Below are 24,851 nucleotides of genomic sequence, written 5' to 3' on the forward strand. Positions count from 1 at the left end.
CGATATCAGCGCCCTCTCGTCCATTGAGCAGTACCGGATCGGAGGGGAAAGGCACCATGAACGGGACCGAGCGCAGCCTGGCCGTCGTCGGGGGCGTGCTGGGTGGCCTGCTGGTCGCCGCGCTCGGTGTGCCGGCGATGATGGCGGTCGAGAGCGCTGCGGTGCGTCGCAACCGGCGCCGGACGCTCGCGATGCGCACGCTGTCGAAGCCCGACCAGCGCCGCGCGCCCTGAGTGAGCGCGGTGGTCACCCGGCAGCAACATGCGCCGTCGGGCGCCCGCGGTGGTGCAGCTGGTCGTGCTGGCTGGTCAGGGATCGTGCAGCCTCGGCCTCTAACGGCGGCCCGGCGACCTCGCAGGTCGCGCAGACCACCTGAAGCTCGGATGCTCGATCCTCAAACCGGTGATGGGGATGGTCCATGCGATCGATACGGCTTCAGCGTCAGTCCGGTTCATCCTGCGCCTGCGCCTGCGCCTGCGTCTGCGACACAGGCGCGCCGCGCCCCGAGGTGGTTCCGGGGCGCGGCACGCCGATGGGCAGGTCAATCCCTCAGGCGATCAGCTTCTCGAAGTGCACGCAGAGGCCCTGGGCGTTGGCCGCGGCTTCGAAGCCGCTCGCCCCACGCACGATGGAGTAGCGCTGGGAGTTCTTCTCGATCGTCACCGCGACCGGGATGGCCTCGGCCGGATCGAAGGTGAACGCCTGTCCGGCGTTTCGCTCACTGGCGTAGGACAGCTCCTTGAGCAGCGGAGCGTTCAGGAAGCAGATCGTCGACTTGCTCGTCGGGTAGAGCTCGTCCCAACGGGCCCGAGAGATCGTCCACGCGGTCTGCGCGAAGTCCGCGTCGTTCTCCGCCACAGGCTTCAGCTTCGCGGTGGTGGCCCACTGCAGAAACAGGACGTCGATGTCCCGCTCGCCGACCCCGAGCTGACGCAGACCGTTGCGCATGTCGTTGCCGCACAACAGGTCCACTCCGTCGTCGATCGGTCGTACGTGCTTGATCAGAAAGTCGATGGCAATACCCATGTCGATTCCTTTCGTGGTGCTGGGAAGGTGGTTTGAGATGTCACACGGTCAGTTCGACGACCGCCGAACGAACCGGTGCGACCAGCGGGTCGAGCTGTGGAAGGAGGGCGGCCAGCTGCGCGTTGGAGATGTCCAGCTGCACGTTCCAGGTGGTGATCTGCGCACCGTGGGTGGCCACCGGGTGGTCGGGGAACCCCGAGATGGGTTGCGACGGTTGCTGTTCCGGGTAGCTGAGCGAGCAGCCGGCGACCCACAGGCTGGTCTCTGCCGCTGACTGCGCCTGGACGGCGAGCAGCACGATCGCCGATTCGCCGAGCACCGTCCGGGACCGCCACCGAGCAGCGTTCTGCGCCGATAGACCGGACAGCCCCCGGACCAACGCGTCCAGCCCGGTGCTGGCTGCGGACCTCTCGGCCGCAGGCAGGCTCAGCACGGCAAGGTCGCGGATCTTCCCCCACGGCACCGCCGTCCGGCCGCCGAACCAGTGCGCCGGCGCCAATGTCGCCGACCGCGTGCTCGCTGCCGACTCCACCCATCCGAGCTCGGTCAGCACCTTGGTGCAGCTGCTGAACCATCCGGGCAGGTCGGCGACGGTCGGTGGTTCGCGCTGGGCCAGCAGCAGGCAGTCGACGGTCGCCGCCGCGGCCTGGGAGGGCGAGCCGGGCGCCTCCGCCGTGATCAGCAGCGCCCCGTCCAGCACGTAGCCGGCGGCCATCAGAGCTTCAGCGGGGGCAGCCCCGCGATGTAGCCGGCCGAGTGCTTCTTCATGGCCGCCGAGATGGCGTCCCCGACCCCGGGGCTGCTCCACAGGTCGTCGTTGAACGTCATCGTGGTCTTGCCGTAGTCGATGTTCAGCGACGTCGTGTTGTAGGTGGCCCAAAGGAACCGGTCGCTTGTCTCGGTGCCGGTCATCTTGAAGCCGCTGATGTCCATCGCGACGTGTGGCGCGCCGTCCGGGCCCTTGGTCTGGCTGGCGGCGCCCACGCTGAACGTGCCGTTGCCCGAGCTCTGCGAGTGGCTGCTCCAGATCGCCCACGGCGCGCCGTTGTCGTCGGCGTCCTCCTTCAGCGCATTGAGTGTCGCGACGGCCGTGAGCAGCTCGTCACCGGTCAGCAGCCCCTGCAGCACCTGCACGACCACCTGGTCCAGCTCGACGGTCTTCGTCTCGGTGTTGAAGGTGGAGAAGTTCACGCCCTGGGTCACGAAACCGATGTTGGTCAGCATCGTGGTCACGGCGTGGTAGTAGCCGATCGGGTCGGCGGTCGGGTCCACGCCCTGGTTCTGCGTCACCTGCAGCTGGCAGAAACCGAGGGCATAGCTCAGGTCCGTCGCGTGGGCGGCGTCGAGCTCAGCGGTGAACGAGACCAGCGAGCCGCCGACGACCGCTCCGCTCGGGGTGGTCGTCGGCAGCGGCGGGGTGTCTCCGACGGCGATCCCCTCGGGCAGCCGCGGAATGGGCGGCGGCATCAGGGCCGGCAGCCGGGAGATGAGGGCTGCGGTCTGCTCCGCGGTACGACGGGTTTGGTGGGTGGTCATCTTCGTGCTCCTTGGTTTGCGCCTGGACCGAGGTGAGCCAGGTCGAAGCGGCCACTGAATCCGGTCGTCCGCAGCGCGCCGTCGGGTCGCCGTCAAGGCGGCGTGAGTCCCCCGTCGGCCGTCCGTCACCAGTGCGTTCGCGGGGCCTGACCGTTTCGCCACGTTCTGTCTAGGCTCGCGACATGGGGGAGGATTCCGAACGACAGCTTCGGCTGCTCGGGCCTTTCCGGGCGCGGGTGAACGACCGTCTCCTGGTCGTGCCGCACAGCGTGGAGCGGCTGCTGGCCCTCACCGCGTTGGTCGGACCACTCGCCCGATCCCACGCCGCCGCAACGTTGTGGCCCGACGCGGATGGGACCCGCGCCTCGGCGAACCTGCGCTCTGCGCTGTCTCGGATGACGTCCATCGACGACGGGTACATCGTGGTCACCGGGGACGTGCTAGGGGTCCGAGAGGACGTCGCCGTCGACCTCAACGACGCCATGGGGTGGGCCAACGAGACCATCTACGGGGCCTGCGCGGCCAGCGCCGGCCCACCCGACTCCATCGGCAAGGAGCTCCTGCCGGGCTGGGACGAGGAATGGCTGATCAACGCGCGGGAGCGGTTGCGGCTGCTCAGCACTCAGGCCTTGCAGAGCGCGGCGGAGTCGCTCATCGCCGCCGGACGACCGGGCGAGGCGATGCCGTACGCCTTGCTGGCTGTGCAGGCGGAGCCGTGGTCGGAGAGCGCGAACCGGCTGATCATCGAGATCCACGCCCGGCGCGGTGACCCCAGCAACGCGCTGCGTCGCTACCACCGGTTCCAGCGGGCACTCGAGCACGAGCTAGGCGTTCAACCTGGGCCCGACATGGTCGCGGTCATCCGGGGGCTGTACCCCCTCGGCGCTCCCTCGGTCGACGGCCTGGTGCGGCGCACGGCTCATCGAGGTCGGCCGTGAGCGACAAGTGCTTCCAACTGGTCCACACGGATCCGCCCAACCCCTTGGACTGTCCCCGAGGCGGCCCGGCCGGCCGCGCGCACAGCCTGCACCATCATCGGCAGGTCGCTCCGAGTGCGGTGGGCGCGCACGACCACGGCAGCCCAAGCCAGGCCGCGGACGTCGAGCACCGGCGCTGCGACGCACAGAATGGCCTGGTGTCGTTGCACCTGCACCGCGACGCCAGCATGGCGTACCTGGCGCAGATGCTCGTGCAAGGTCGCGCGCTCCCCGGGCCGGAGCCCCGCCACGACGGCCGCCCGCTCGGCCGCCTCGGCATTCCAGGCCAGCAGTGCCGAGCCCGAGGCGGTCCCCAGCACCGGCGCTCGGCCCGTCTGGTCTGACGGCATCCAGTCCGTCTCGCAGCCGTGGATCCGGTAGGCGTAGCAGACCTGGTCCTCGTCGAGCACGGCCGCGCTGGCGGTCAGTCGGGTCCGGGCGAAGATCTCGCCCACCTCGGCGGCCAGTGCTCTGCGGACCTCGGCGTGCGGCCACTCCGGCGCCGTCGCCGGGTCTGCCATGGCGAGCTCGCTCAGCCGGTAGAGCTGGCCCTCCCGGTCGATGGCACCGGCCGCGACGAGTGCCGCCAGCGTGCGGTGGGTCGTCGACTTCGGGTAGCCGAGACGGCGAGAGATCGCGGACAGCGACATCGCCGACGGCTGGCGCGCCAGCACGGCGCGGATCGCGAGCGCGCGGTCGACCCGGAACTCCGGAGCACGCTGCCGTGGCACCGGCCTCGAGGTGATCCCGGCTGCCCGACGTTCGTAGTCGAGGTCCATACCGGCCTCCAGCCTGCTCGCAGTCACCCCCCAGGTGCACTCAAAGACGAGCGGCAACGCGCCGCGGTTCATTGTCGACGCAACCGGCCGACCGGTGTTCCACATCCGTTCCAGGGCAATTGATCGCCGTGGCTGCGCGGGGTGACATTGATCACATCCCGGTGGACGCGGTGCTACCGGCAGTCGAAAGGAAAGAGCCATGGACGCAGTCATGAGTGCAGAGCAGACCCTGTCCGGCGCGTGGGAGACCGACCTCGGCCAGGACGCCCCGAAGGACGAGCTCGACCAGCTCATCGAGCCAAGGATGGACTGGGGAGGGTTGTGCTGAACGGCCATCGGGTCGTCCGGCGGGCCGATGGCACAGTTGCCGCCGGCCCGCCGGACTCGTCAGCAGGCAGCCCGGCCCCGTGGCCCCCGTCACTGGCGGACGCCCGGGTGGCGGCCGAGATCGCCGTGGACCGCCTTCTCCCGTTCGTCTGTGCCGAGTTCCCTGACCTGCTGGCGGCGGCGACCCGGTTGTGTGCCGTGCATCGCACCAGGGTTCCACCCGCCCGTTTCCTCGCCGTGGTCCTGGCCCGCGCCGCCGGGCTGTCCGGGTCGTGCAGCGAGGCCGCGATGGTCACCTCCGCCATCTGGTGGGCCGGCGCTGAGACGCTGGACGACCTGGCCGACGAGGACTTCGCGCCCGACGTCTATGGCCTGCGCAGCGCGCAGGCGATGCTCGCCGGGGTCTCGTGCCTCACCTGGTTGCCGTACCAGGTCCTGGTGAGGATGGCCCCCGACCGTCGGACCCGCGACGGATGGCTCGCCGAGCTGGCCTCGACGTCGATGCACTGTGCGCAGGCCGAGCTCCTTGATGTGACAGCGCAGGCCGAGTCCTCGTGGGGCTCGGTGATCCGCGTATACCACGGCAAGACCGGTGCGCCGTACGGCCGCGACCTGGCCATCACGGCGCTGGCCGGTGGCCTCGACCGGCGCAGGGTCCGGGCCTGGCGCACGCTCGGTGGGCTGTTCGGTGTGCTGCGTCAGCTGGCCAACGACGAAGCCGACACCCGGTCCGCCGACCCGGCCGACCTGCGCCATGGCACCTGGACGCTGCGGCTGGCCCACCTGGTCGAGGCCGTCGACTCCGCGCAGCGGCCCGTGGTGCTCGCCCTGCGTCAGGACGCGATGCGGGACGCGGCCGCCGCGCAGCGGCTCCGCGCCCTGATGGCCGAGCCCGCGGTGTCGGCCGACTTCACCCGCAGGGTTCGCGTGATGGGGCGCCAGGCGCTGAGCCTGGTCGATGACCTGAGCTCGCCCGGCGACGACCAGGACCTGGCGAACCTGCTCGTTCGTTCCACGGTCGCGGCCGCCCTGCCCGCTGACGAGCAGGTGCCGACATGAGTCCTGCGCTGTCCGAACGCAGCCGGACGGCGACCGCCGAGCTCGCGCAGGGCATGATGTCGAGTTCGCCCGTGTCCGGTCAGATGCTGCTCAACCTGCTCGATGAGCTGGACGGCGACGGCCCCCTCGGCCGGGTGCTGAACGCCCACCCCGAGCTCAACGTCCCTCTGTTCTGCTCCCGCGCCCTCGGCTGCGCGCACCTGTTGATGCTCACGGGTCGTGCCCCGGAGCTGGCGGCGCACCTCGGCAACTACCTGTCCGAAGGCACCGACCCCGCCTACGTCGAACGGGCGTGGCAGCTCTGGCATCGGGACATGCTGGCGAACCTGGACGTGGTCCGCCAGGCACTCGACCGGCCGGTGCAGCAGCACGACCCGGGTCGGGCGGCGGCACTCGTGGAGGGGTTGGCGATGCTCGGCGCGCCGCGGGTCCGGTTGCTTGAGCTGGGTGCCTGTGCGGGTCTGTCGCTGCTGGTGGACCACTACCAGTGGGTCGGCCGGAGCTGGACCTGGGGGAATCCGGACTCGCCCGTGCGGCTGCCCGCCGGCGACCGATTCCCCGGCGAGCTGACCATCGTGGAACGGGCCGGTTGCGACCTGCGCCCGCTCGACGTGCGAGATCCGGACGACGTCCTCGTGCTGCGCTCCTTCGTGCCCTTCGACCACGAGCTGGCGGACCTGCAGCTTCGCGAGGCGATCGAGCTGGCAGCGCGCATCGACGTGCGGGTCGATCGCGCCCCTGCTCTGGAGTGGTTGGCCGAACGGCTCGCCGAGCCTCGTCGCGACGTCCTGACCGTGGTGTGGCACAGCCTGTTCTGGGGGTTTCTGCCTCGGTCGCAGCAGCGGGCGATCCACGAGCTGATGCTCGCCGCTGGACGCCGGATGCCGCTGGCTGTCGTGGAGTTCGAACCCTTCGAGCTGCCCGGCGAGCCGCGTCTCGGGCTGCGGGTGTACGGCTCTGGAAGGGACGAGTCATCGTGGACGTAGCCTCGATCGTGGCCGGCCTGTTCACGCCAGAGGGGCGCGAGGATCCCTATCCGTACTACCGCGCGTTGCACGAGCGTGGCCCGGTCCTTCAGCTTGCCCCAGGGGCATTCATCGCGATTGGGTTTCATGAAGTGAATAAGCTGATCCGTGACGCCAACTTTCTGGTCGAGGAGGCTGCCTACCAGGACAGGGTTTCACTCGACTGGCGGGCACACTCCTCATTGCTGGCGGTGAAGAACTCGCTCCTGTTCACCAACTCACCGGACCACGAGCGTGTGCGCGGGATGGTGAACGGCCCCTTCAGCGCGCGCCGGATCCTGGAACTGCAACCCCGAATAGCCCACCTGGCTGAAGCTCAGCTTGATCTGATGCTCCGCTCAGCCGCCGGGGACGGAGTGGTCGACTTCAGCGCCGAGTTCGCTCTGCCCTATCCGCTCACGATCTTGAGTGAGCTCCTGGGACTACCCGTGGCAGATTGTGGCTGGTTGCGGCCGCGAGTCGGCGAGTTGACCGCAGTCCTTGACCCGCAGGCCGGCCGGAGGGACCTCAAGACCGCCGACGACGCGGCCAGCGAGTTGATGGCCTACCTCGCCGAGCTCATCGAGAATCGACACCGGGAGCCACAAGGCGACCTCATCAGTCAAGCTGTGCTGTCCAGGCATGCCACCGATTGCCGGCTAGGCCGGGACGAGCTGATCGGGAACCTGATCGCTCTGATGCTGGCGACCGAGAGCACCGGAAACCTGCTCAGCAACGGCGTCGCGGTACTGCTAGAACGCCCTGAGCTCTGGACCCGACTTCATGAGCAACCGGAACTGGTGGACGACTTCATTACCGAGGCCATGCGCTACGACCTGCCGGTGCAGCTGACCAGCCGCAGGGCTCACTGTGACTCGGTCGTGGCCGGCACCGAAATCACAGCCGGCTGTGCAGTCCTGATCGGCTTGGGTGCGGCCAACCGAGACCCTCGACGGTTCGCCAAACCCGACGTCTTCGATCTGCAACGACACGACAACCGACCGATCACCTACGGCGGCGGCAGCCACTTCTGCCTTGGCGCCGCCCTCGCTGCCGCGGAGGTGAAGGCCGCGTTCGCCAGCCTGTTCGCCCGGTTCGCCACGATCGGCAAAGCCGGCGTGCCCATTCGCCGCGACCGATCGACAATTCGTGGCTACGGGTCCTTGCCGGTCGTCTTCTCAACCCCTTGAAGGCTCTGTCAGATCCCGGCTGCGGTCACGATGGCGTCGGTGATGAAGCCGGCGAACAGTCCGATCAGCAGGCCGTAGGCCAACAGGTCGGGGCGCTTGGCCTTGGCGGCGATCCCGAGCAGCACCGTGATCACGTAGATGATCGAGCCGGCGGCCAGGGACAGGAAGACCACGCTGACGGCCTCGGACGTGAAGCTGTGCCCGATCCCGGTACCCACGAAAGTCGGGCCACCGCCGATCAGCGCCATCAGCAGCAGGAAGCCCCAGCTGGGACGGCGCGGGTTGCCGTCGTCGTCCAGGTCACCGGCGAGCGGGGCGACGATGCCGAAGCCCTCGGTCGCGTTGTGGGTGGCGAAGCCGATCACCAGGACGGTGGCCAGCGCGATGGCGTCGCTCGCCGCTGCCTGGCCGATGGCCAGACCCTCGGCGAAGTTGTGCAGGCCGATCCCGACCGCGATCAGCAGCGCCAGCCGACGGGCGGGCGACCAGCCGGCGACCCCCGTGCGGAGCCCGCGCTGCTCGTCCACCGACATCGCGCCCGGCCCAACCGACGTGACGGGCCGCCCGGCCGCGCGCTCGAGGTAGCGGTCGTAGGCGACGAGGGACAGCAGCCCGACGGACAGTCCGATGGCGAACAGGGCGCCGTAGCCCAGCGCCGGGGCCACGCTCGCTCCCGCCTCGTGCACGTCGGTGAGCGCGACGTCGATCGGCTCCCAGGCAGCCGAGAAGACGTCCCACAGCAGGAACAGCAGGATCCCCACCGCGGTCGCGTTGAGCACGAGCTTCAGCGCGGGCCGGGGCGTGCGCAGGCGGCCGATCGGCAGGCCGATCACGATCGTCACCCCGGCCAGGAATCCGAGCAGCAACGTCTGGGGCAGGTCCACGGAATCTCCTCGTTCGATTAGGCGAGCCTTGCCTAACCTAGTACGAGGGACGTCGTTTCCACCAGCCACCGTGACGGACGGATCAGGCCAGGTAGAGGCCACCGGTCACCAGCGTCAGCCACACGCCGACGCAGCCGAGGATGAGGGGGTCGCGGGCCAGGTCCTCCGGTCGCTCGCCCTCGCACTGGTCGACCATCAGCAGGTACCTCAGCAGGCCCACCAGGAGTGGCAGCACCGAGGCGGCCAGCACCGGCATGACGGCGTCGGTTCGCAGCTGCACCGACCACGACGCGTAGGCCAGGACCGCGCCGGTCAGCGACAAGGTGATGACCTGGGTGAACCACTCGCTGCTGTAGCCCGCCAGGGCGGGGCGGGTGCTCGTGTCGGGCGGCACCGCCCGGATCTCGGCGCGGCGCTTCGCGCAGACCAGGAACAGGGAGCCGAACAGCGACACCAGCAGGAACCAGCTGGAGACGGGCAGGTGCGTCGCGGCGGCTCCGCCGAGAGCGCGCAGCACGAATCCGACGGCCACCGCCACGACGTCGAGGACGGGGACGCGCTTCACCCCGAGGACGTACGCCGCGCTGCTGGCCAGGTAGGCCACGACGACCAGCGCCATCAGCCAGCCGAGGGCGGCCGAGACACCCACCGAGGCAGCGCCGCAGCCCGCCGCCAGCAGCAGCGCGGTTCCCTCCCTGAGCTCGCCGGCGGCGACCGGACGGTGTCGTTTCGTCGGGTGCCGCCGGTCGTCGTCCGCGTCGAGGACGTCGTTGACCGCGTACACGGCGGCGGCGGCCAGGATGAAGGCCAGACAGGCCGCCGAGGCGGCCACCAGCTGATCCGGTTCGTCGATGACGCCGGCGGCCAGCGGTGCCGCCAGGACGAGTAGGTTCTTCGGCCACTGGCCAGGTCTGGTCAGCCGCAGCAGGGAACGGGCGGTGCGACGGTCGGCCGCCACCGGCCGCACGCGATGCAGATTGTCCGTCAGCACCGCCGACCGCCGATCACGGCGCACCTGGGACCGGCCGGCCGATGACGGTCAGGTACAGGAAGTCACGCTGGTCGGGGACGAGGTAGCGGCGGGCCGGTGCGTCCATCGAGCTCAGCAGCCTGGTCATCGAGACGTCCCCGCCGCTGCGATGGCTGACCAGGTTGAAGATCACCATGTGCGGGTGCATGTCCATCTGCATGCCGGTCACGACACCGAGCCGCGCCATCGCCTGCGCGAAGGTCGCGAGCGTCATCGAGCGTCCGGCCACATAGATCAGGTCACCGCGGCGGTCCACCCCCAGACCGGAGCGCCACGTGTACTGGAACTGGGTGTGCGCCGTCCCCCAGCGGCCCCCCGCGTTGCTCCCCAGTCCCGGTACCGGCCGACCGTGGTCGACCACCAGGTCGAGGTTCTGCCGGACCGCGAGCACGTCCGCCGACATGCTGACCTGCTGACCCCAGGTGCCGATCCGCCATCCGCCGCTGCGGTCGATGACCAGGCTCGCTCGGCCCGGGACCAGCCGCACCGCGGCCGTGCTGCCGAGCTGCCAGCCACCGTGGGAGTCCCGCAGCTTGAAGCCGCTGTTGAACGTCGCGGCCAGCCGGTCTCGTTGCGCCGCAGGGACTTCGGCGCGAGCGGGCGATGCCGCCCCGGCCACCGGTTCACGGGTGCCGGCGGCCAGGTGCAGGGCCATCCGCCCCTTCGGGACGAGAACTGCCGCCGCGACCACGGGCAGGTGCCTCGGGTCCGGACGTACCCAGGTCTGCCACATCGCGTGGTCGACACCGACCGACGTCCAGACGCCTTCGCCGGCGAGCGGTGCGGTAGAGCCCAGCAGCTGCACGCGCGGCAGGGACGAGGTCGCATGCCTTCGGGCGTGCACAGCGGCGGGTGGTGGCGTGGACAGGTCGATGCTGTCCTGCGGAGCCCCGGCCGCGCTGGGCGCCTTCCGGGTGTAGTACCAGTTCTCGACGGCGTCCACGACGGGGCTGCCCCCGTGGTCGCGGACCCACTCCACGGAGCGCACGGAGAAGGACGCGTTGCCGGGGTAGGTCAACGCCCGCACGTACGACACAGCCGGCAGCACGAGCAGCACGAGCAGGACGGTCAGGACGACGCGGGTCCGCTTGCCGGGCCTGCGGCGAATGCGACTCCGTCGGGCAGCCGGAGCGGGGGTTGCGGCGCGCCTCTCGTCGATGCTCACCCGGCCATCAGAGTCCGACCCCCCTGAGAGGTCGGTGAGAACTCACCTCAGCGAGTCCGGCAGCAGCCGGCGCGGAGCCACCCGCAAGGCCGCCATCACCCATCGCATGACGGGTGGCGACCAGATCACCCGGCGGCCGGCGGCTATCCCGCGGGCGACGTCCTCGGCCACGTCCGTCGGCTCGTTCGCCAATGGCGGGACTGGCAGGCCGGCTGTCATGGCCGTACGGACGTGGCCCGGCCGGACGACATGCACCCGGACCTGCTGCGGGCTCTCGTCGTCGACCATGCGGCACAACGAGTCCAGCGCCTGCTTCGCCACGGAGTACATGCACAGGGACCGTCGCGGCCTGACCGCGGAGGCGGAGGAGAGCACCACGATCCGGCCGCCGTACGGCTCCAGCTGACGGACAGCGGCCAGCACGACTGCTGCCGGCGCGAGGAAGTTGACCTGAGTCGCGCGGTCGAGCGCTGACTCGTCGAGGCTCCCGACGGCGACGACGACGAGGTCGAGCCGCCCGTCGCAGGCACTGGCTGCCTTCCGCAGCAGCTCGGAGGGCTCCGGTCCGTGCGTCGCGCTCCAGCCGACCTCGACAACCGTGTGGACCCTGGCCAGCCAGGCCGCTGCCTGGGTCAGCCGGGGGGAGGGGCGTCCAGCCAGCACCACGTGGGCCGGCTCGGCGGGCAGCAGACGGTCGAGTACAGCGCGGCCTATGTCTGAGGACCCGCCCACCAGGAGGACGGCGGGTGGGCGGCCGTCCGCGCGCAGCGCGATCGGCCGCTGGACGGGACGCACGTCAGGCCATCGTGTGCCGGGCGGAGTCGACCAGGCCGACCCGGGCGCCCAGCGAGGACGTCATCCGCCTGCTCGGGTCGAGCCGGTCCCGGTCCGTTCGCCAGCTCTCGAGCAGCGGGTACATCCGCGACATCGCGTGCGCCGGCAGCCGTGAGTCCTTGGTGAGGTAGACCCGACCGCCGTGGTCGGCGACGATGCCGTCGACGGCGCGCAGCGCCGGCTCCAGCAGCGGCCAGCGTCGGGGGAAGTCGAGGGCCAGGCTCCAGCCCTCGACGGCGAACGCCAGCGGAGCTAGAGCGCCGTCGGTGAAGCGCTTGAGCACTGCGAGCGCGGGCGGGACCCCGAGGCGCAGCAACAGGCGGAGGATCACCTCGATCTGGTCCGAGCCGGTCAGGGGCAGCCCGAGCTGGTACTGCACCAGCCCCTCGAGGCCGAAAGCTGCGGGCCACCAGGGCGCGGCGTCCATCGGGGTCAGCCCACGGCGGACGGCGACCAGCGTCTCTCGCGAGCGGCCGGCCGTGTGCCAGTGTGCGCCCGCCCCGGCCCGGACGGACAGCCGGCTGACCACGCCGGCACCGGGCAACGCGCGGACGTCGCGGCCGAGCCTGCTCGAGCCGTTCTGGCGGAGCGATCGCCGGTGCGGCAGGTCGCCCGCGTCGGCGTGCCGATAGGTGTCGACCACGGCGCGGCCCAGGGCCGGACCCTCGACGCTGGCATCGATCCAGGCGACGTTGTGCAGCAAGGGTTCGATGGACTGGCGTCCGGCGACGGAGTCCATCAGCCACATCGTCGAGGCGAGGTCGGCGGTGCGGCTGCGTCGGTGCCACATCAGGTCCGACCCCACCCGGGTGAGCTGCAGGGCCACGACGTCGATGACCCCGGTCAGACCCATCCCGCCCACGGTGGCCCAGAACCCCTCCGGGTCGTCCTCGCGGGACCCCTCGGGGGACAGCCGCCGACTGTCGCCCTCCCCGCACATCAGGTCGAGCCACTGCACGTGCCGGCCGAAGGTGCCCGCGCCGGGTTGGTTCTTGCCGTGGACGTCGCTCGCGACCGCCCCACCGACCGTGACGGCAGCGGTGCCCGGCATCACCGGGACCGACCACCCGTGCGGCAGGCCGAGGTCCTGCAGGGCGGCGAGGCTGGTCCCGGACTGCACGACGACGACTCCGGTGCGGCGGTCGAAGTCGAGCACGGCGTCGCGCCGGGTCAGGTCCAGGACCGATCCGCCGTCCATCTCGGGCAGTGCCGCGTCGCCGTAGCTGCGACCCGCCCCGCGGACGGTGACCGGCCCGGGCAGCGACAGCAGTGCCTGCCGCAGGTCGTCGTGTGGGCCGGGTGCCTGTACTCGGGCCGACCGTCGGTCCGCGCGACCCCAGCCGGACAGGGACCTGCGCGTCTCAGCCATGCCCAGACGCTAGGTAGGCCCCGCTGAGAGGCACCTGAGGGCGCCTGGAACCACTCAGCCGACGTTCAGGTCGGGCCCCCTACGGTCGCCCGTCATGACATCTTCCGCCACGCCGCCATCCGCCATGCCGCCATCCGCTGTGCCCAGCCGCGCCTCGCGCGGCCGACTCATGCTCAACAAGGTCCCGGAGGTCACCCTCTGGTTCTGGATCATCAAGGTGCTGGCCACGACGGTGGGTGAGACCGCCGCCGACTTCCTCTCGGAGACCCTCGGTCTGGGACTGACCATCACGACCGCGCTGATGTCCGTGGCCCTCGCGGCCGTTCTGTTCTGGCAGTTCCGCACGTCCCGCTACGTCCCGTCGGTCTACTGGCTGGCGGTAGTGCTGATCAGCATCGTCGGCACGCTGTTCACCGACAACCTGGTCGACGGGCTCGGCGTACCGCTGCAGGTGACGACCGTGGGCTTCAGCTTCTGCCTGGCCATCACCTTCCTGGTCTGGTGGCGCAGCGAGCGAACGCTGTCGATCCACTCGATCACCACGCCGCGCCGGGAGGGCTTCTACTGGCTGGCCATCCTGTTCACCTTCGCGCTGGGCACCGCCGCCGGAGACCTTCTCGCAGAAGGACTCTCGATCGGCTACCTGGCCTCGGCCGTGCTGTTCGCCACCTGCATCGGTCTCGTCGCGGTCGCGCACTACGCGTTCAGGCTCGGCGCTGTGCTGTCCTTCTGGATCGCGTACATCCTGACCCGCCCACTGGGTGCGTCCCTGGGTGACTACCTGTCGCAGCCGCGGGCGGACGGCGGGCTCGGGCTCGGCACCGTCGTCACCAGCGCGATCTTCCTGGTGGCGATCCTGGCCGTCGTGACGTACCTGACCGTGTCGCGGGTGGACGTAGACAGCCACGTCGACGAGCTGGACGACGACCAGCTGGACGACGAGCTGGACGGCTCGGTGGTCCGCTGACCGACGGGTCAGAGCCCGTCGAAGAGGTCGTCCGTGCGCAGCCCCGGTCGGCGTCGGTCCAGGAACCACTCCCGGCCGGCCACCAGGGCGAACGCGGGCTCCGGCAGTCGCAGCAGCAGCGCGACGGTCCGCGGTCCGACGTCCGAGGACGCCTGGCTGGCGTGCGCCCCCAGGGCCGCACGCTTGGCCGCCAGGTGTCCTCGGACGTCGATCCGGTGGGTGATCCGCGAGCGGGGCGTGAAGGCCGCGGCGAACGTCGTCGGGTCGACAGCGTCGAGCAGCCCAGGGATCCGAGCAGCGACCCGGACGAGGCGGTGCAGCGGCTCACGCGGCAGCGTTGCCTCGAGGACCACCGGGGTTCGCGCCCGTGCCGCGGCAACCGCACCCACGAGATGCACCTGGACGTGGTCCGGGTGCCCGTAGCCGCCGGCCGGGTCGTATGTGGTCAGCACGTCGGCCTCCTCCTCGCGCAGCACGTCCACCAGGCCCGCAGCCGCCTCGACCGGGTCGATCCGGCTGAAGCCCGCGCCGTCCGCCCGCGTGCTGTCCCGCCACCCCGAGTCGGGCAGTCCCAGCCGTACGACTCTCGCGCAGCCGAGCGCAGCGGCCGCCCGGTCGAGCTCGCGGCGACGCAGCTCGCCCAGGTCCGTCGTAAGTTGTGCGTCCGATGCGAGCCCGGCCTCACCGTCCGTAGCGACCACCAGGACGACGCGATGACCCGCCGCCGCAGCCCGGGCCAGGGTGCCGCCGGTGAGCAGCGCCTCGTCGTCCGGGTGGGCGTGGAACGACACGATCGTCCGTCGCCGCATGCTTCGGAGCATGCCAGCGTCGGGGTTCGCGCCGAACGCCGACGCGTGGCTTCGCTCTCAGGTGGTGCTCAGCGAGCTCGATCGACGATTGCCCGGTGAAGCCGCACCCGCCACCGCGAGCGCTGCGCTGGTTGCCCGCGCTGTCGTTGGCGCTCGCGTCGTCGGTCCTGTTGTTGGCCGTCCCTCGACTGGCCGGCTCCACCTGGACGGCGGTGGGCGACGTCGCCACGGCCGTCCACCTCGGCTGGGTGCCGGTCCTGGTGGTCGTCTGGGCCGCGGGGCTGTTCGCACACAGCCTGGTGCTGACCCGCTCGCTGCCCGGCCTGTCGACCCGGCGCGCGGTCAGCCTCAACCTCGCCGGCAGCGCGGTGGCCAACACGCTGCCGCTCGGAGGTGCGGTCAGCGTGGCGCTGACCGCGCGGATGGTGCGGTCCTGGGGTTTCGCGGCCCTGCCGCTGAGCGCGTTCCTGACCGTCAGCACGGTGTGGAACGTGCTCGCCCGGGTTCTGGTCGGGACCTTCGGCCTGGTCTGGATGCTCGGGTCGTTCCCGGGTGTGGCTCGGGCGGCCAGTGGCTGGGCGGTGCTGGTGGCGAGCCTGAGCGTCTTCGGCATGCCGCTGCTGGGCTTGGCCCGGTCCCGCACCGCGGCCCGGACGGCGGCCGTCGGAGCCCTGGTCTGGGGGCGAGCGGCGTCCGCGGTGGGACGCCCCGGGGTGGACCGGCGCTGGCACTGGGCTCTGGCGATCCTGCGGCTGCGCCGGTTGGTGCTGGACGTGGTGCGTCGCAGCTGGCGTGCGCTGAGTCTCGCCATGGTGCTGTACTTCCTGCTGCTCGCGCTGCTGCTCGACCTCTGCGTGCGCGCCGTGGGCACGGCTCAGCCTTGGCGGCTGGTCGTGGCGACGGTCGCTGTCGAGCGGCTGCTGACCGCGGTGCCGCTGACCCCCGGCGGCGCCGGGGTCGCCGAGCTCGGCATCACGAGCTGCCTGGTGCTGGGCGGTGCCTCGCCCGTCGACGCGGTGGCTGCCGCACTGCTGTACCGGCTGTTCACCTTCCTGCTGGAGATCCCGGTCGGATTCACCGTGGCCGCGTCCTGGGGCTGGCGGTTGCGCCGCGCCGCTCGGCCGGCTCGGGTCGCGACGTGAGGGTCCTGCACGTCTCGGACGGGTACCTTCCCCGGCTCGGTGGCGTGGAGCGCCAGGTGCACGATCTGGCTGTGCAGCAACGGGTCCGCGGTGACGAGGTCTGGGTGGCGACCCGGACGCAGGGACCTCCCGAGCCGGGCACCCGTCGCCTGGGTGCGGACCGCCTGCGCCCGAGCGCGCTGCTGAGGGAGCTGTCCCCCGACCTGGTGCACTGCCACAGCTCGGTCCTGTCACCACTGTCCTGGACGTTCGCCCGCGCGGCCACCAGAGCCGGGCTGCCGGTCGTCGTCACGATGCATTCCATGGTGCCGACCGTGGGCCCGGTCGCGGCCGGACTGCGGGTCGTGGCGAGGTCTGTCGGAGCCGGAGCGGTGTGGACGGCGGTCAGCGGGGTGTGCGCGTCCGCGCTGCGACTGGCCGCCGACGTCCCGGTCCACGTGCTGCACAACGGTGTCGACCCGCAGGCCTGGGGTCCCGCGGCCACCGGCGGCGCGGTGACGACGGTGTCGTCCGTGATGCGGCTGGCATCTCGCAAGCGGCCCCTGCCATACGTCGAGGTGCTCGGGCAGGTGGAGCGAGAGCTCGGCATCGGCGCGCGGTGGCGGGCGGTCATCGCCGGCGACGGACCACAGCGGGACGCGGTGGCGCGGTCCATCCGCCGGCACGGCCTCGAGCACCGGGTCTCGCTCCCTGGTCGGCTGGATCGCAGCGAGGTCGAGGCGCTGATGCGTCAGACTGGTCTCTACGTCGCGCCTGCGGTCCTGGAGTCGTTCGGCATCGCAGCCCTTGAGGCGCGGTGCGCGGGCGTGCCGGTGCTGGCCATGCGCGGCGCCGGGGTGTGCGAGTTCGTCGAGCACGGAATGGACGGCGAGCTGGTCCAGGACGACCACGCGATGGCCGACCGGCTGGTCGAGCTGCTCGGCGAGGGTTCGCGGCTGGCGGGGTTGGCGCGGGGCGCCCGGCGTCCGGTCGTCGACCAGGCCTGGGCGACGGTGATCCGCCGCTGCGCTGACGTGTACGAGCTCGCCGGCGCGTGCGAGGCTGGTCGTCGCCAGCCTGTCGCGCACGTCGAGTGAGCGGGGTTCACGGTCCATGCCGATGACCAGCGAGCCGGGCAAGAAGGTCCGGCGCCCGGCCCTGCGCGGTGTCCGTGGCCGGTCCACGGCCGTCGCGGTCCTCGTGGTGGCCGTCGCCCTGCTCGTCGGCGCGTCGGCGTTCATCCTGATCCTGCAGCGGGCGCTGATCTCCAGCGTGCAGTCGACGGCTGCGGCCCGAGCCGCTGAGGTGATTGCCCAGGTCAGGGACGAAGGGCTTGCCGGCTTGGACGAAGACCTCGCCTCGCGCACCCGGACCGGGCTGGTCACCCAGGTCGTGGACTCGGCCGGTCGCGTCGTCGCGTCGTCCAGCGTTCGGGCGAGCACGAACCCGCTGACCACGGCGACGGTGGTCGACGGCCAGGTCAAGCAGGTGCGGCTGAGCCGGGTGCCGATCCTGGACGAGGACGACCCGTACCTGCTGGAGGTCGGTGGCGTCGCGAGCGAGGGGCAGAGCTACCGGGTGATCGTGGCGAGCCCGTTGGGCGCGCAGCAGGAGTCGGTGCGAACCGCCTTGACCCTGCTGGTGATCGGTGCTCCGTTGCTGCTGCTGCTCGTCGGGACCGCGACCTGGTTCCTGGTCGGTCGCACGCTCGAGCCGGTGGAGCGGATTCGCCGTCGGGTCAACGAGATCGGGGGCTCGAACGTGGCCGAACGCATCCCGGTGCCACCCTCGGACGACGAGATCGCCCGGCTGGCGGTGACCATGAACGAGATGCTGTCGCGGCTGGACGAGGCGCACCGGACCCAGCGCAGGTTCGTCGCGGACGCCAGCCACGAGCTTCGCAGCCCGCTGACCACCCTCGCCGCGTCGGTCGAGCTCGCCAGCCTCGACCCCACCGGTGAGACGTGGCAGCACCTGTCGCCGGTGATGGACAACGAGATCGCCCGGATGAACCGGCTGGTGTCCGACCTGCTGCTGCTGGCCAAGGCGGACGAGCACTCCATCCCGCTGCGGCTGGTGGACGTCGACCTGGATGACGTGGTCGAGCGGGAGGTCCGGCGGTTGCGCGCGGTGACTTCGCTGACCGTCGAGGTGAGCGTGCGTCCCACCCGCGTCGTCGGCGACCCGAGTCGACTCGGCCAGGCCGTCACCAACCTCACGGACAACGCCGCCCGGCACGCCCGTTCGACCGTTCGTCTGCAGCTCGGCGCCGATCCTGGCGCCGACGGCTCAGGGGCGTTGCTGGTCGTGGAGGACGACGGCCCCGGCGTCCCAGCTGCGGAGCGCGAGCGCGTCTTCGAGCGCTTCGTACGCCTGGACGACAGCCGTGGCCGAGACAGCGGCGGCTCGGGACTCGGCCTGGCCATCGCCCGGGAGCTGGTACTGGCGCACGGCGGGTCGGTGCGGATCGTCGACGCGCCCGCCGGTGGCTGCCGTGTCGAGGTCAGGTGGCCCGCCGCGGCTGCCGAGTGAGCCTCACCCGCCGTCCTCGGCGATCCGGTAGCCCATGCCGCGGACGGTCTCGATGGCGTGCCGGTCATATGGGACGTCGATCTTGCGCCGCAGGTACCGGATGTAGACCTCGACGATGTTCGGGTCGCCTTCGAAGGCGGGGTCCCAGACGGCGTCCAGGATCTGCGACTTGGTCACCACGTCGCCGCGCCGGTGCATCAGGAACTCCAGCAGCCCGTACTCGCGCGGGGTGAGGTTCACGACCTGGCCCTGGCGCTCGACCCGTCGTCGCGCCGGGTCGAGGGTCAGGTCGCCAGCGGCGAGCAGCACCGGCCGCTCCGGTGCGCCGCGGCGGATCAGCGCCCGCAGCCGGGCGATCAGCACGATGAAGCTGAACGGCTTGGTCAGGTAGTCGTCGGCGCCGAGGTCGAAGGCGTCGCTCTGGTCGTAGTCGCCGTCCTTCGCCGACAGCATCAGGATCGGCGTCCAGTTGTTCCGCTCGCGGAGCTGCCTGACGACTTCGTACCCGTTCAGCTTGGGCAGCATGATGTCCAGGACCATCACGTCGTACTCGTTCTCGGTCGCGGCCCAGACAGCGTCCTCCCCGTTGTGCACGACGTCCACGACGAACCCGTCGGAGCTGAGGCCCCGCCGCACGGTCTCGGCGAGCCCCGGCTCGTCCTCGACGACCAGCAGTCTCACCCGGGCGTCCTCTCGTGGGCGGGTCCGGTGACCCACGCCCAGACTTGCTGGAGCCGGCTGAGGGACACCTGAGAAGCGCTGACCTCGATACTACGACCTGTGTCGTTGTTCGATCCGGGGCACGCTCACCTACGCTGGGGCGGTGAGCAGCAGCCGGTCGGGGCACAACCGTTCGCGTCGGGAGCGCGGCGCCCTGGAGGCGGGCGTGCTGTCCGCCCTGACCGCGTCCGGTGCGATGACTGCGGCGCAGGTCCAGGAGGCGGTCGACCCCACCCTCGCCTACACGACGGTGATGACGGCCCTGGTGCGGCTGCACGACAAGGGCCTGGTCGACCGGGTCCGTACCGGGCGCAGCTACACCTACACCGCGGTGACGGACCCGGCCGTGCAGTCGGCCCGGGCGATGACTCGCGTGATGGATGCCGCGCCGGACCGCTCCGCAGTGCTCGCCCAGTTCGTCGGGACCCTCGGCGCTGATGCCGTCCCCGTACTGCGCGAGCTTCTCGCCGAGGCCGAGCAACGCCAGCAGGACGAGCCCGCGCCGTGATCGCGCTGATCGCGGCGGCCCTCGCGCTGGCGTGCTGCGCCGCCCTCGGGCTGTCAGCGCGCCGGCTCGCAACCGTACTGCCAGCCGCGGTCGCCACCCCGGTGATCGTGGTCAGCGCGCTCGCGGCCTCGGCGTCCGCCGGGTTCTCGCTCGCGTCGCTGGCCCTGGTCGCGGTCGCGCAGCTGGCCCCGGTCGCGGGTGCCGGCGGCTGGGATCCCGTTGCGTTGCAACGGGGTTCGGACGTTCCGCCGGCGGCGGGGGTGGCGGTGGCGTTGCTCGTGGTGCTGGCGCTGTCCAGTGGCCTCGCCCTGCTGGTGGAGCAGGCGCATGCGCTGACTCGCGCGGTCGGCGAGGTCCGTCCGCTGGCCTCGACCGACGACGGGTTCTCGATCGTGGACGACGCGGCGCCGCGAGCCTTCGCGGTGGGAGCGGGCGACTCCGGCCGGGTCGTCCTGTCGACGGGGCTGATCCGTGGCCTGGACGTCCAGGACCGCCGGGCCGTGCTCGAGCACGAGTTCGCGCACCTGCGCCATCACCACGTGCTGTGGGTGGCTGCCGCTCGGCTGGCCGCCCGGACGAACCCGTTGCTGCGCAACGTCCCCGGCGCCGTCCGGTACGCGGTGGAACGCTGGGCGGACGAGGACGCGGGGCGGGCCCTGGGCTCCCGTCCGGCCGTTGCTGCAGCGCTGGCTCGGGCCGCGCTGATGTCGGCCGGTCAGCAGGTGCAGGGGGCGTTGGCCATGACGACGACCGACGTGCCGGACCGCGTTCGCCAGCTGCTGGACCCGCCACGCCCGCTACGCCGCGCGCTGGTGGTCGCCGTCTGCGCTGTCGGGTTCCTCGGCCTGGTGGTTGCGGTGGTCACCGGGACAGCGACGCATGACCTCTTCGAACACGCCGAGCTCGTTGCGACCCGATAGGGATCCCTTCCCGCAGCCGGCGCGCGAGCGGCTCGAGGTGCCGCGCGCGGCGCATCAGCGGGATCGTTACCAGCAGGCCGACGACGACGGCGGCCAGGACGTCGTGCGGGTAGTGCACGCCCACCCAGACCCGCGACAGCCCGACCCCCGCGGCCGCCAGGGTCGCGACGAGACGCAGCCGTCGGTCGATCATCCAGATCGCCGTCGCCGCGGCGACCGCGACCACGGTGTGGTTGCTGGGGAACGACCAGTCGCCGGTGCCCGGGCACACCTCGAGGACGACGACGTGCGCGTTGGCCGCACAGGGCCGGACCTCGCGCACGAGCAGCTTCAGGACGGCGTCCACGGCGAACGCGGCCGAGATCGCGACCGGAGCCATCAGGACGAGTGCCAGCTTCGAGGTCGACCGCCTCGCCCGCCAACCGCAGACCGCCAGGAGCAGGGCGAGCACCATCAAGCCGATCAGGGACCACGCGGCCACCACGTCGTTCAGCGCGTCTGGACTGCGGGCAGCCAGCCGCGTCACCCAGAGGTAGAGGCCGTCGTCCGGTGAGCTCATTCGCCCATGCTAAGCGACAACTACAACAGTTGTAGTAACGCCCCGGACGGTTCAGCTACCAGCCGTTGACGTGCAGTACCTCGTCAAGCGGCTGGCGACGAGCCGGCTTGAACGTGTCACCGGTGTAGTAGGCGGTCGGGATCAGCACCCCCTGCCGGACGCCGTCCGGCAGGCCGAGCAGCCCGGCCACCTCCTCCTCGTACTCCAGGTGCAGCGTCGTCCAGGCCGTACCCAGGCCGCGTGCCCGCGCCGCGAGGCAGTAGCTCCACGCCGCCGGCAGCAGCGAGCCCCACAGCCCGCCCTGGCTGCCGCTGCCGAACTCTCGCACGGTCAGGCACGGGATCACCAGCACCGGAACCTCTCCCAGGTGCTCGCCGAGGTAGGCCACGCTGTCACCGACCCGCTGCTGCACCGGCGCCCGGTCCGGGTCCTGCGCGAACAGCGCACCCGCCGACCCCGGCGAGTCCAGGTACGACGCGACCGAGCGTCGGTAGACGTCGCCGATGCCGCGCCGCAGCGCCGGATCGGTCACCACCAGCCAGTGCCAGCTCTGCCGGTTCGACCCCGACGGCGCCTGCAGGGCAACGTCGATGCACTCACGCACCAGCTCCAGCGGCACCTCGCGGGTGAGGTCGAGGCGCTTGCGCACCGACCGGGTCGTGGTCAGCAGCTCGTCCGGGGTCAGCGGCAGCGTGGTCATGCCCCCGATCCTTGCAGCACAGCGAGCGCGTCGATCTCGACCAGCATCTCCTCGCGGGGCAGCCCGGTGAACACCGTGGTCCGCGCGGGCAGCACGCCGCTCGGCACGCGTTCGCCGACGAACGCGCCGTACGCCTCGTTCATCGCGGCGAAGTCCTCGGGCTTGGTCAGGTACACCCTCAGCATCACCACGTCCTCGAACGACGCCCCGGCGGCCTCGACGATGGCGGCCACGTTGCGCAGCGTCCGCTCGGTCTGCCGGACGACATCGCCGGGGTACAGGTACTCGTTGGTCTGCGGGTCGACCGGCCCCTGCCCCGAGACCTGCAGGATGTTTCCCTTGCGCACCCCCTGGGAGAACGTGTGCGCGGGGGCGGGTGCGTCGTCCGTGCTGATCCGGGTCTTGTCGCTCATCGGGTCATCTCCTCGTCGGGTAGGTCGGCCAGCGCAGGTGAGTCGATCCCGGTGGGGCGGACGACGGTCGCCGCCCACTGCTCGTCCGCACACCTGAGCAGTGCCTCGCGAACAGCCGGGTCGATCGCCTCGGCGTGATCGCCCTCGACGACCAGAACCGTTGCGGCAGTGAGGTGTCCGAGGCGCAGCGACTCGCGCGGGGGACGGCTGGCGAGGTGCCCGGCCAAATAGCCGGCCGCGAAGGCGTCACCGGCGCCGATCGGGTCGCGCACGTCCACGGCCAGCGCCGGGACGGCGGTGGGGGCACCATGCGCGGGAGCGCTCACCGCCTGGTGGTCGTCGCTCTTCAGCACCAGCGTCGGCCGCGGCCCAAGCAGCTCACGCAGCCCGGTGACGTCGTCCGCGCCGAGGGCGAGCTGGGCCTCGTCCGAGCCGAGCAGGGCGATGTCGGCGGCGGCCAGCAGCCGTGCCAGCTCGGCGCCGTCGCGACCCTGCCACAGCACCGGGCGCCAGTTGAGGTCCACGCTGAGCAGCATCCCGACCCGGTCACGGAGGGCCAGCAGCGCGTCCACGAAGGCTGCCGGGTCGGCGACTACGCCGAGGGTGATGCCGGAGACGTGCACCAGATCGGCTGCCGACAGCGCCGCAGCCACCGCCGGCACCGACAGGAACGCCGGGTCCATCGCGCTGGCCGCCGACCCGGCCCGGTAGTAGTGCATCCGCGATCGAACCCCGTGCCGGTCCTTCAGGTACATCCCGGTCGGCCGGGTCGGGTCCACCTGGACGGCGCCGACCTCGATCCCGCGCCGGGCCAGGTCACGGACCACGTATTCGCCGAACGGGTCGTCGCCCACCCTGGAGACCCAGCTGGGACGCAGGCCGAGGGCAGCCAGGCCGCTCGCCACGTTGCCCTCGGCGCCGCCCACGGACCGGCGCAGCAGCCCGGCCTCGGCCAGTGACGGGGAGTCCGCACCGGTCAGCACGACGAGGCCCTCGCCGATGCACACGACCCGCGCCTCGCCCACGCGCCGATCCTAGGAGCCATGATGGGGTGATGCGCAACGGAGGCGACCGGAGTCCGGCCCGGCCGGCGGGCATCGACCGCGAAGCGGTGTCGAGCCTGCGCGCCGCCCGGGTCAGCACCCACGACAAGGCCCTGCCGCCGGACTGCTGGGGGCTGACCGTCGACGACGTCGTCGCCCGCCGGTTGCGGCGCTCGCAGCTCCCGACGCCGTTGCTCACGCTGTCCGAGCGGGACGTCGCCGCGAACCTGGAGCTGCTCTCCGGCTGGGTCGCCGACCGCGGGTTGCACCTGGCGCCGCACGGCAAGACGACGATGGCGCCGCAGCTGTGGGCCCGGCAGCTGGCCGCCGGCGCGTGGGGGATCACGTTGGCCAACCTGAGCCAGCTCGCCGTCGCGCGCTCGTTCGCGGTCGGCCGGGTCATGGTGGCGAACCTGGTGCTCTCGCCGCTGGGGCTGCGCTGGCTGGCGGCCGAGCTCGCCCGGGCCGACTCGTTCTCCGTGAGCGTGTGGGCCGACTCGGTCGCGGCGGTACGCCTGATGGACGAGGCGCTGGCCGGGGCGGACCAGCCGCTGCCCCGGCCGCTCGACGTCCTGGTCGAGCTCGGCGGGCCGGGTGGCCGCACGGGTGCCCGTGACCTGACGACCGCCCTCGAGGTGGCCCGCGCGATCGCCGCCGCCCAGCACCTGAGGTTGGTCGGGGTCGCCGGCTACGAGGGTGCGCTGGCGCACGACAGCGACCCGGCGAGCCTGGCGGTCATCCGCGACTACCTGTCCGCGATGGTGGCGGTGCACGAGGCGGTGGCGGGACAGGCCCTGTACCCGGCCGACGTCGTCCCGGTGGTCACCGCGGGCGGCAGTGCGTACTTCGACGTGGTCGCCGAGGTGCTCGGACCGCTTGCGGCACAAGGGGTCGAGGTGGTTCTGCGGTCCGGGGCGTACCTGGTGCACGACGACGGCTTCTACCGGCACATCTCCCCGGTGGGCGAGCGGCCGCGTACGTCGGGTGGTCGGCTGACGTCGGCGATGCACGGCTGGGTCCGCGTCACCTCCCAGCCTGAGCCGGGCACGGCGATCTTCGACGCGGGCAAGCGCGACCTGCCGTTCGACGAGGGCCTGCCCACGGTGCAGCGCCGGTTCCCGGTCGGTCCCGCTGGTGCGGCCGGCGGGCCGTCCGAGGGGACTGTTCTGGAGGGGGTGACGGTCAGCGCGCTCAACGACCAGCACGGTTTTCTGTCCTTCCCCGCCGACCGGCCCGCGCCGGTGGTGGTCGGTGACGAGCTGCGGCTGGGCCTCTCGCACCCCTGCACGGCCTTCGACAAGTGGGGGTTGATCCCGGTCCTGGACGACGCGGCCGCCGACGACCCGGTGGTCGTCGACCTGATCCGGACGTACTTCTGA

General features: G+C 71.5%; 27 protein-coding genes. 12 read left to right on the forward strand and 15 right to left on the reverse strand.

The window, feature by feature from the left end:
* Positions 1–56: 56 nt before the first annotated feature.
* Positions 57–233: a hypothetical protein gene (locus ACPPVT_RS03430; protein WP_426565481.1), complete on the forward strand. Its 177-nt coding sequence runs from the start codon at positions 57–59 to the stop codon at positions 231–233.
* Between the two features lie 316 nt (positions 234–549).
* Here ACPPVT_RS03430 and ACPPVT_RS03435 read toward each other — a convergent pair whose 3' ends face one another.
* Genes ACPPVT_RS03435 through ACPPVT_RS03445 form a run of 3 tightly spaced genes read right to left on the reverse strand, consistent with a single transcriptional unit; the run spans position 550 to position 2,562 of the window.
* The gene (locus ACPPVT_RS03435) at positions 550–1,026 is read right to left on the reverse strand and encodes a hypothetical protein (RefSeq protein WP_426565483.1); all 477 of its coding nucleotides are present in this window, start codon (positions 1,024–1,026) and stop codon (positions 550–552) included.
* A gap of 40 nt (positions 1,027–1,066) precedes the next feature.
* Positions 1,067–1,741, reverse strand: coding sequence for a hypothetical protein (locus tag ACPPVT_RS03440; protein ID WP_426565485.1), 675 nt, complete (start codon positions 1,739–1,741; stop codon positions 1,067–1,069).
* Positions 1,741–2,562, reverse strand: a complete 822-nt coding sequence (locus ACPPVT_RS03445) for a hypothetical protein (RefSeq protein WP_426565487.1) — start codon at positions 2,560–2,562, stop codon at positions 1,741–1,743. Before ACPPVT_RS03445 ends, ACPPVT_RS03440 begins: the two co-directional genes overlap by 1 nt.
* Before the next feature lie 182 nt (positions 2,563–2,744).
* Here ACPPVT_RS03445 and ACPPVT_RS03450 point away from each other — a divergent pair, with 182 nt between their 5' ends.
* Positions 2,745–3,500 (forward strand): AfsR/SARP family transcriptional regulator, encoded by a 756-nt coding sequence (locus ACPPVT_RS03450; RefSeq protein WP_426565489.1) that lies wholly within the window; start codon positions 2,745–2,747, stop codon positions 3,498–3,500.
* Here ACPPVT_RS03450 and ACPPVT_RS03455 read toward each other — a convergent pair.
* On the reverse strand, positions 3,482–4,345 hold the full coding sequence (locus tag ACPPVT_RS03455) for an IclR family transcriptional regulator (RefSeq protein WP_426565491.1): 864 nt from the start codon (positions 4,343–4,345) through the stop codon (positions 3,482–3,484). The genes ACPPVT_RS03450 and ACPPVT_RS03455 overlap by 19 nt on opposite strands.
* Before the next feature lie 294 nt (positions 4,346–4,639).
* On the opposite strand from ACPPVT_RS03455, the gene ACPPVT_RS03460 reads away from it, so the two are divergent.
* Genes ACPPVT_RS03460 through ACPPVT_RS03470 form a run of 3 tightly spaced genes read left to right on the forward strand, consistent with a single transcriptional unit; the run spans position 4,640 to position 7,898 of the window.
* A complete protein-coding gene (locus ACPPVT_RS03460; RefSeq protein ID WP_426565492.1) occupies positions 4,640–5,704 on the forward strand; it encodes a hypothetical protein in 1,065 nt (354 codons plus the stop codon).
* Complete coding sequence (locus ACPPVT_RS03465) at positions 5,701–6,690, forward strand: DUF2332 domain-containing protein (protein ID WP_426565494.1); 990 nt, start codon at positions 5,701–5,703, stop codon at positions 6,688–6,690. Before ACPPVT_RS03460 ends, ACPPVT_RS03465 begins: the two co-directional genes overlap by 4 nt.
* Positions 6,691–6,698: 8 nt before the next feature.
* Entirely contained in the window at positions 6,699–7,898 is a 1,200-nt protein-coding gene (locus tag ACPPVT_RS03470; RefSeq protein WP_426565496.1) for a cytochrome P450, read from the forward strand.
* Between the two features lie 8 nt (positions 7,899–7,906).
* Here the strand turns inward: ACPPVT_RS03470 and ACPPVT_RS03475 are convergent, their stop codons facing one another.
* The 5 genes from ACPPVT_RS03475 to ACPPVT_RS03495 form a co-directional block, all read right to left on the reverse strand.
* The gene (locus tag ACPPVT_RS03475) at positions 7,907–8,782 is read right to left on the reverse strand and encodes a ZIP family metal transporter (protein WP_426565498.1); all 876 of its coding nucleotides are present in this window, start codon (positions 8,780–8,782) and stop codon (positions 7,907–7,909) included.
* An 82-nt stretch (positions 8,783–8,864) separates the two neighbouring features.
* Positions 8,865–9,740 carry a decaprenyl-phosphate phosphoribosyltransferase gene (locus ACPPVT_RS03480; protein ID WP_426565500.1) on the reverse strand — a complete coding sequence of 292 codons (876 nt, stop codon included), beginning with the start codon at positions 9,738–9,740 and terminating at the stop codon, positions 8,865–8,867.
* A 46-nt stretch (positions 9,741–9,786) separates the two neighbouring features.
* Entirely contained in the window at positions 9,787–10,977 is a 1,191-nt protein-coding gene (locus ACPPVT_RS03485) for a hypothetical protein (RefSeq protein WP_426565502.1), read from the reverse strand.
* A gap of 42 nt (positions 10,978–11,019) precedes the next feature.
* Complete coding sequence (locus ACPPVT_RS03490; RefSeq protein ID WP_426565504.1) at positions 11,020–11,772, reverse strand: SDR family NAD(P)-dependent oxidoreductase; 753 nt, start codon at positions 11,770–11,772, stop codon at positions 11,020–11,022.
* 1 nt (position 11,773) lies between these two features.
* On the reverse strand, positions 11,774–13,180 hold the full coding sequence (locus ACPPVT_RS03495; RefSeq protein WP_426565506.1) for an FAD-binding protein: 1,407 nt from the start codon (positions 13,178–13,180) through the stop codon (positions 11,774–11,776).
* A gap of 94 nt (positions 13,181–13,274) precedes the next feature.
* Here ACPPVT_RS03495 and ACPPVT_RS03500 point away from each other — a divergent pair, with 94 nt between their 5' ends.
* Positions 13,275–14,147 carry a hypothetical protein gene (locus ACPPVT_RS03500; protein WP_426565508.1) on the forward strand — a complete coding sequence of 291 codons (873 nt, stop codon included), beginning with the start codon at positions 13,275–13,277 and terminating at the stop codon, positions 14,145–14,147.
* An 8-nt stretch (positions 14,148–14,155) separates the two neighbouring features.
* Here the strand turns inward: ACPPVT_RS03500 and ACPPVT_RS03505 are convergent, their stop codons facing one another.
* Positions 14,156–14,956, reverse strand: coding sequence for a PIG-L deacetylase family protein (locus ACPPVT_RS03505; RefSeq protein WP_426565510.1), 801 nt, complete (start codon positions 14,954–14,956; stop codon positions 14,156–14,158).
* Between the two features lie 95 nt (positions 14,957–15,051).
* Here ACPPVT_RS03505 and ACPPVT_RS03510 point away from each other — a divergent pair, with 95 nt between their 5' ends.
* From ACPPVT_RS03510 to ACPPVT_RS03520, 3 genes are read left to right on the forward strand one after another with little or no spacing between them, the layout of a single operon-like run.
* On the forward strand, positions 15,052–16,098 hold the full coding sequence (locus tag ACPPVT_RS03510; protein ID WP_426565512.1) for a lysylphosphatidylglycerol synthase transmembrane domain-containing protein: 1,047 nt from the start codon (positions 15,052–15,054) through the stop codon (positions 16,096–16,098).
* Positions 16,095–17,174, forward strand: coding sequence for a glycosyltransferase family 4 protein (locus tag ACPPVT_RS03515; RefSeq protein WP_426565514.1), 1,080 nt, complete (start codon positions 16,095–16,097; stop codon positions 17,172–17,174). The genes ACPPVT_RS03510 and ACPPVT_RS03515 overlap by 4 nt, the downstream gene beginning before the upstream one ends.
* 22 nt (positions 17,175–17,196) lie before the next feature.
* Positions 17,197–18,609 carry a sensor histidine kinase gene (locus tag ACPPVT_RS03520; protein WP_426565516.1) on the forward strand — a complete coding sequence of 471 codons (1,413 nt, stop codon included), beginning with the start codon at positions 17,197–17,199 and terminating at the stop codon, positions 18,607–18,609.
* A gap of 3 nt (positions 18,610–18,612) precedes the next feature.
* Here ACPPVT_RS03520 and ACPPVT_RS03525 read toward each other — a convergent pair whose 3' ends face one another.
* The gene (locus tag ACPPVT_RS03525; RefSeq protein WP_426565518.1) at positions 18,613–19,290 is read right to left on the reverse strand and encodes a response regulator transcription factor; all 678 of its coding nucleotides are present in this window, start codon (positions 19,288–19,290) and stop codon (positions 18,613–18,615) included.
* A 142-nt stretch (positions 19,291–19,432) separates the two neighbouring features.
* On the opposite strand from ACPPVT_RS03525, the gene ACPPVT_RS03530 reads away from it, so the two are divergent.
* Positions 19,433–19,837: a BlaI/MecI/CopY family transcriptional regulator gene (locus ACPPVT_RS03530; RefSeq protein ID WP_426565520.1), complete on the forward strand. Its 405-nt coding sequence runs from the start codon at positions 19,433–19,435 to the stop codon at positions 19,835–19,837.
* Positions 19,834–20,757: a M56 family metallopeptidase gene (locus ACPPVT_RS03535; RefSeq protein ID WP_426565522.1), complete on the forward strand. Its 924-nt coding sequence runs from the start codon at positions 19,834–19,836 to the stop codon at positions 20,755–20,757. The genes ACPPVT_RS03530 and ACPPVT_RS03535 overlap by 4 nt, the downstream gene beginning before the upstream one ends.
* On the opposite strand, the gene ACPPVT_RS03540 is transcribed toward ACPPVT_RS03535, so the two are convergent.
* The 4 genes from ACPPVT_RS03540 to ACPPVT_RS03555 are packed head-to-tail and all read right to left on the reverse strand — an operon-like array spanning position 20,699 to position 23,454.
* Entirely contained in the window at positions 20,699–21,316 is a 618-nt protein-coding gene (locus ACPPVT_RS03540) for a phosphatase PAP2 family protein (RefSeq protein WP_426565524.1), read from the reverse strand. The genes ACPPVT_RS03535 and ACPPVT_RS03540 overlap by 59 nt on opposite strands.
* A 55-nt stretch (positions 21,317–21,371) precedes the next feature.
* Positions 21,372–22,016: a nitroreductase family protein gene (locus ACPPVT_RS03545; RefSeq protein WP_426565526.1), complete on the reverse strand. Its 645-nt coding sequence runs from the start codon at positions 22,014–22,016 to the stop codon at positions 21,372–21,374.
* Positions 22,013–22,429 (reverse strand): RidA family protein, encoded by a 417-nt coding sequence (locus ACPPVT_RS03550; protein ID WP_426565528.1) that lies wholly within the window; start codon positions 22,427–22,429, stop codon positions 22,013–22,015. The genes ACPPVT_RS03545 and ACPPVT_RS03550 overlap by 4 nt, the downstream gene beginning before the upstream one ends.
* On the reverse strand, positions 22,426–23,454 hold the full coding sequence (locus ACPPVT_RS03555; protein ID WP_426565530.1) for a sugar kinase: 1,029 nt from the start codon (positions 23,452–23,454) through the stop codon (positions 22,426–22,428). The genes ACPPVT_RS03550 and ACPPVT_RS03555 overlap by 4 nt, the downstream gene beginning before the upstream one ends.
* Positions 23,455–23,483: 29 nt before the next feature.
* Here ACPPVT_RS03555 and ACPPVT_RS03560 point away from each other — a divergent pair, with 29 nt between their 5' ends.
* On the forward strand, positions 23,484–24,851 hold the full coding sequence (locus ACPPVT_RS03560; protein WP_426565532.1) for an amino acid deaminase: 1,368 nt from the start codon (positions 23,484–23,486) through the stop codon (positions 24,849–24,851).

The sequence above is a fragment of the Angustibacter sp. McL0619 genome (assembly GCF_049994355.1).
Classification (GTDB): Bacteria; Actinomycetota; Actinomycetes; order Actinomycetales; family Angustibacteraceae; genus Angustibacter.

What these genes read in the sequence shown, in the direction of transcription:
- ACPPVT_RS03520 (WP_426565516.1), top strand. Translation starts at nt 17,197, where the DNA reads ATGACCAGCGAGCCGGGCAAGAAGGTCCGGCGCCCGGCCCTGCGCGGT.
- ACPPVT_RS03550 (WP_426565528.1), bottom strand. Translation starts at nt 22,429, where the DNA reads ATGAGCGACAAGACCCGGATCAGCACGGACGACGCACCCGCCCCCGCG.
- ACPPVT_RS03500 (WP_426565508.1), top strand. Translation starts at nt 13,275, where the DNA reads ATGACATCTTCCGCCACGCCGCCATCCGCCATGCCGCCATCCGCTGTG.
- ACPPVT_RS03445 (WP_426565487.1), bottom strand. Translation starts at nt 2,562, where the DNA reads ATGACCACCCACCAAACCCGTCGTACCGCGGAGCAGACCGCAGCCCTC.
- ACPPVT_RS03430 (WP_426565481.1), top strand. Translation starts at nt 57, where the DNA reads ATGAACGGGACCGAGCGCAGCCTGGCCGTCGTCGGGGGCGTGCTGGGT.
- ACPPVT_RS03505 (WP_426565510.1), bottom strand. Translation starts at nt 14,956, where the DNA reads ATGCGGCGACGGACGATCGTGTCGTTCCACGCCCACCCGGACGACGAG.
- ACPPVT_RS03545 (WP_426565526.1), bottom strand. Translation starts at nt 22,016, where the DNA reads ATGACCACGCTGCCGCTGACCCCGGACGAGCTGCTGACCACGACCCGG.
- ACPPVT_RS03440 (WP_426565485.1), bottom strand. Translation starts at nt 1,741, where the DNA reads ATGGCCGCCGGCTACGTGCTGGACGGGGCGCTGCTGATCACGGCGGAG.
- ACPPVT_RS03450 (WP_426565489.1), top strand. Translation starts at nt 2,745, where the DNA reads ATGGGGGAGGATTCCGAACGACAGCTTCGGCTGCTCGGGCCTTTCCGG.
- ACPPVT_RS03435 (WP_426565483.1), bottom strand. Translation starts at nt 1,026, where the DNA reads ATGGGTATTGCCATCGACTTTCTGATCAAGCACGTACGACCGATCGAC.
- ACPPVT_RS03495 (WP_426565506.1), bottom strand. Translation starts at nt 13,180, where the DNA reads ATGGCTGAGACGCGCAGGTCCCTGTCCGGCTGGGGTCGCGCGGACCGA.
- ACPPVT_RS03540 (WP_426565524.1), bottom strand. Translation starts at nt 21,316, where the DNA reads ATGAGCTCACCGGACGACGGCCTCTACCTCTGGGTGACGCGGCTGGCT.
- ACPPVT_RS03465 (WP_426565494.1), top strand. Translation starts at nt 5,701, where the DNA reads ATGAGTCCTGCGCTGTCCGAACGCAGCCGGACGGCGACCGCCGAGCTC.
- ACPPVT_RS03560 (WP_426565532.1), top strand. Translation starts at nt 23,484, where the DNA reads ATGCGCAACGGAGGCGACCGGAGTCCGGCCCGGCCGGCGGGCATCGAC.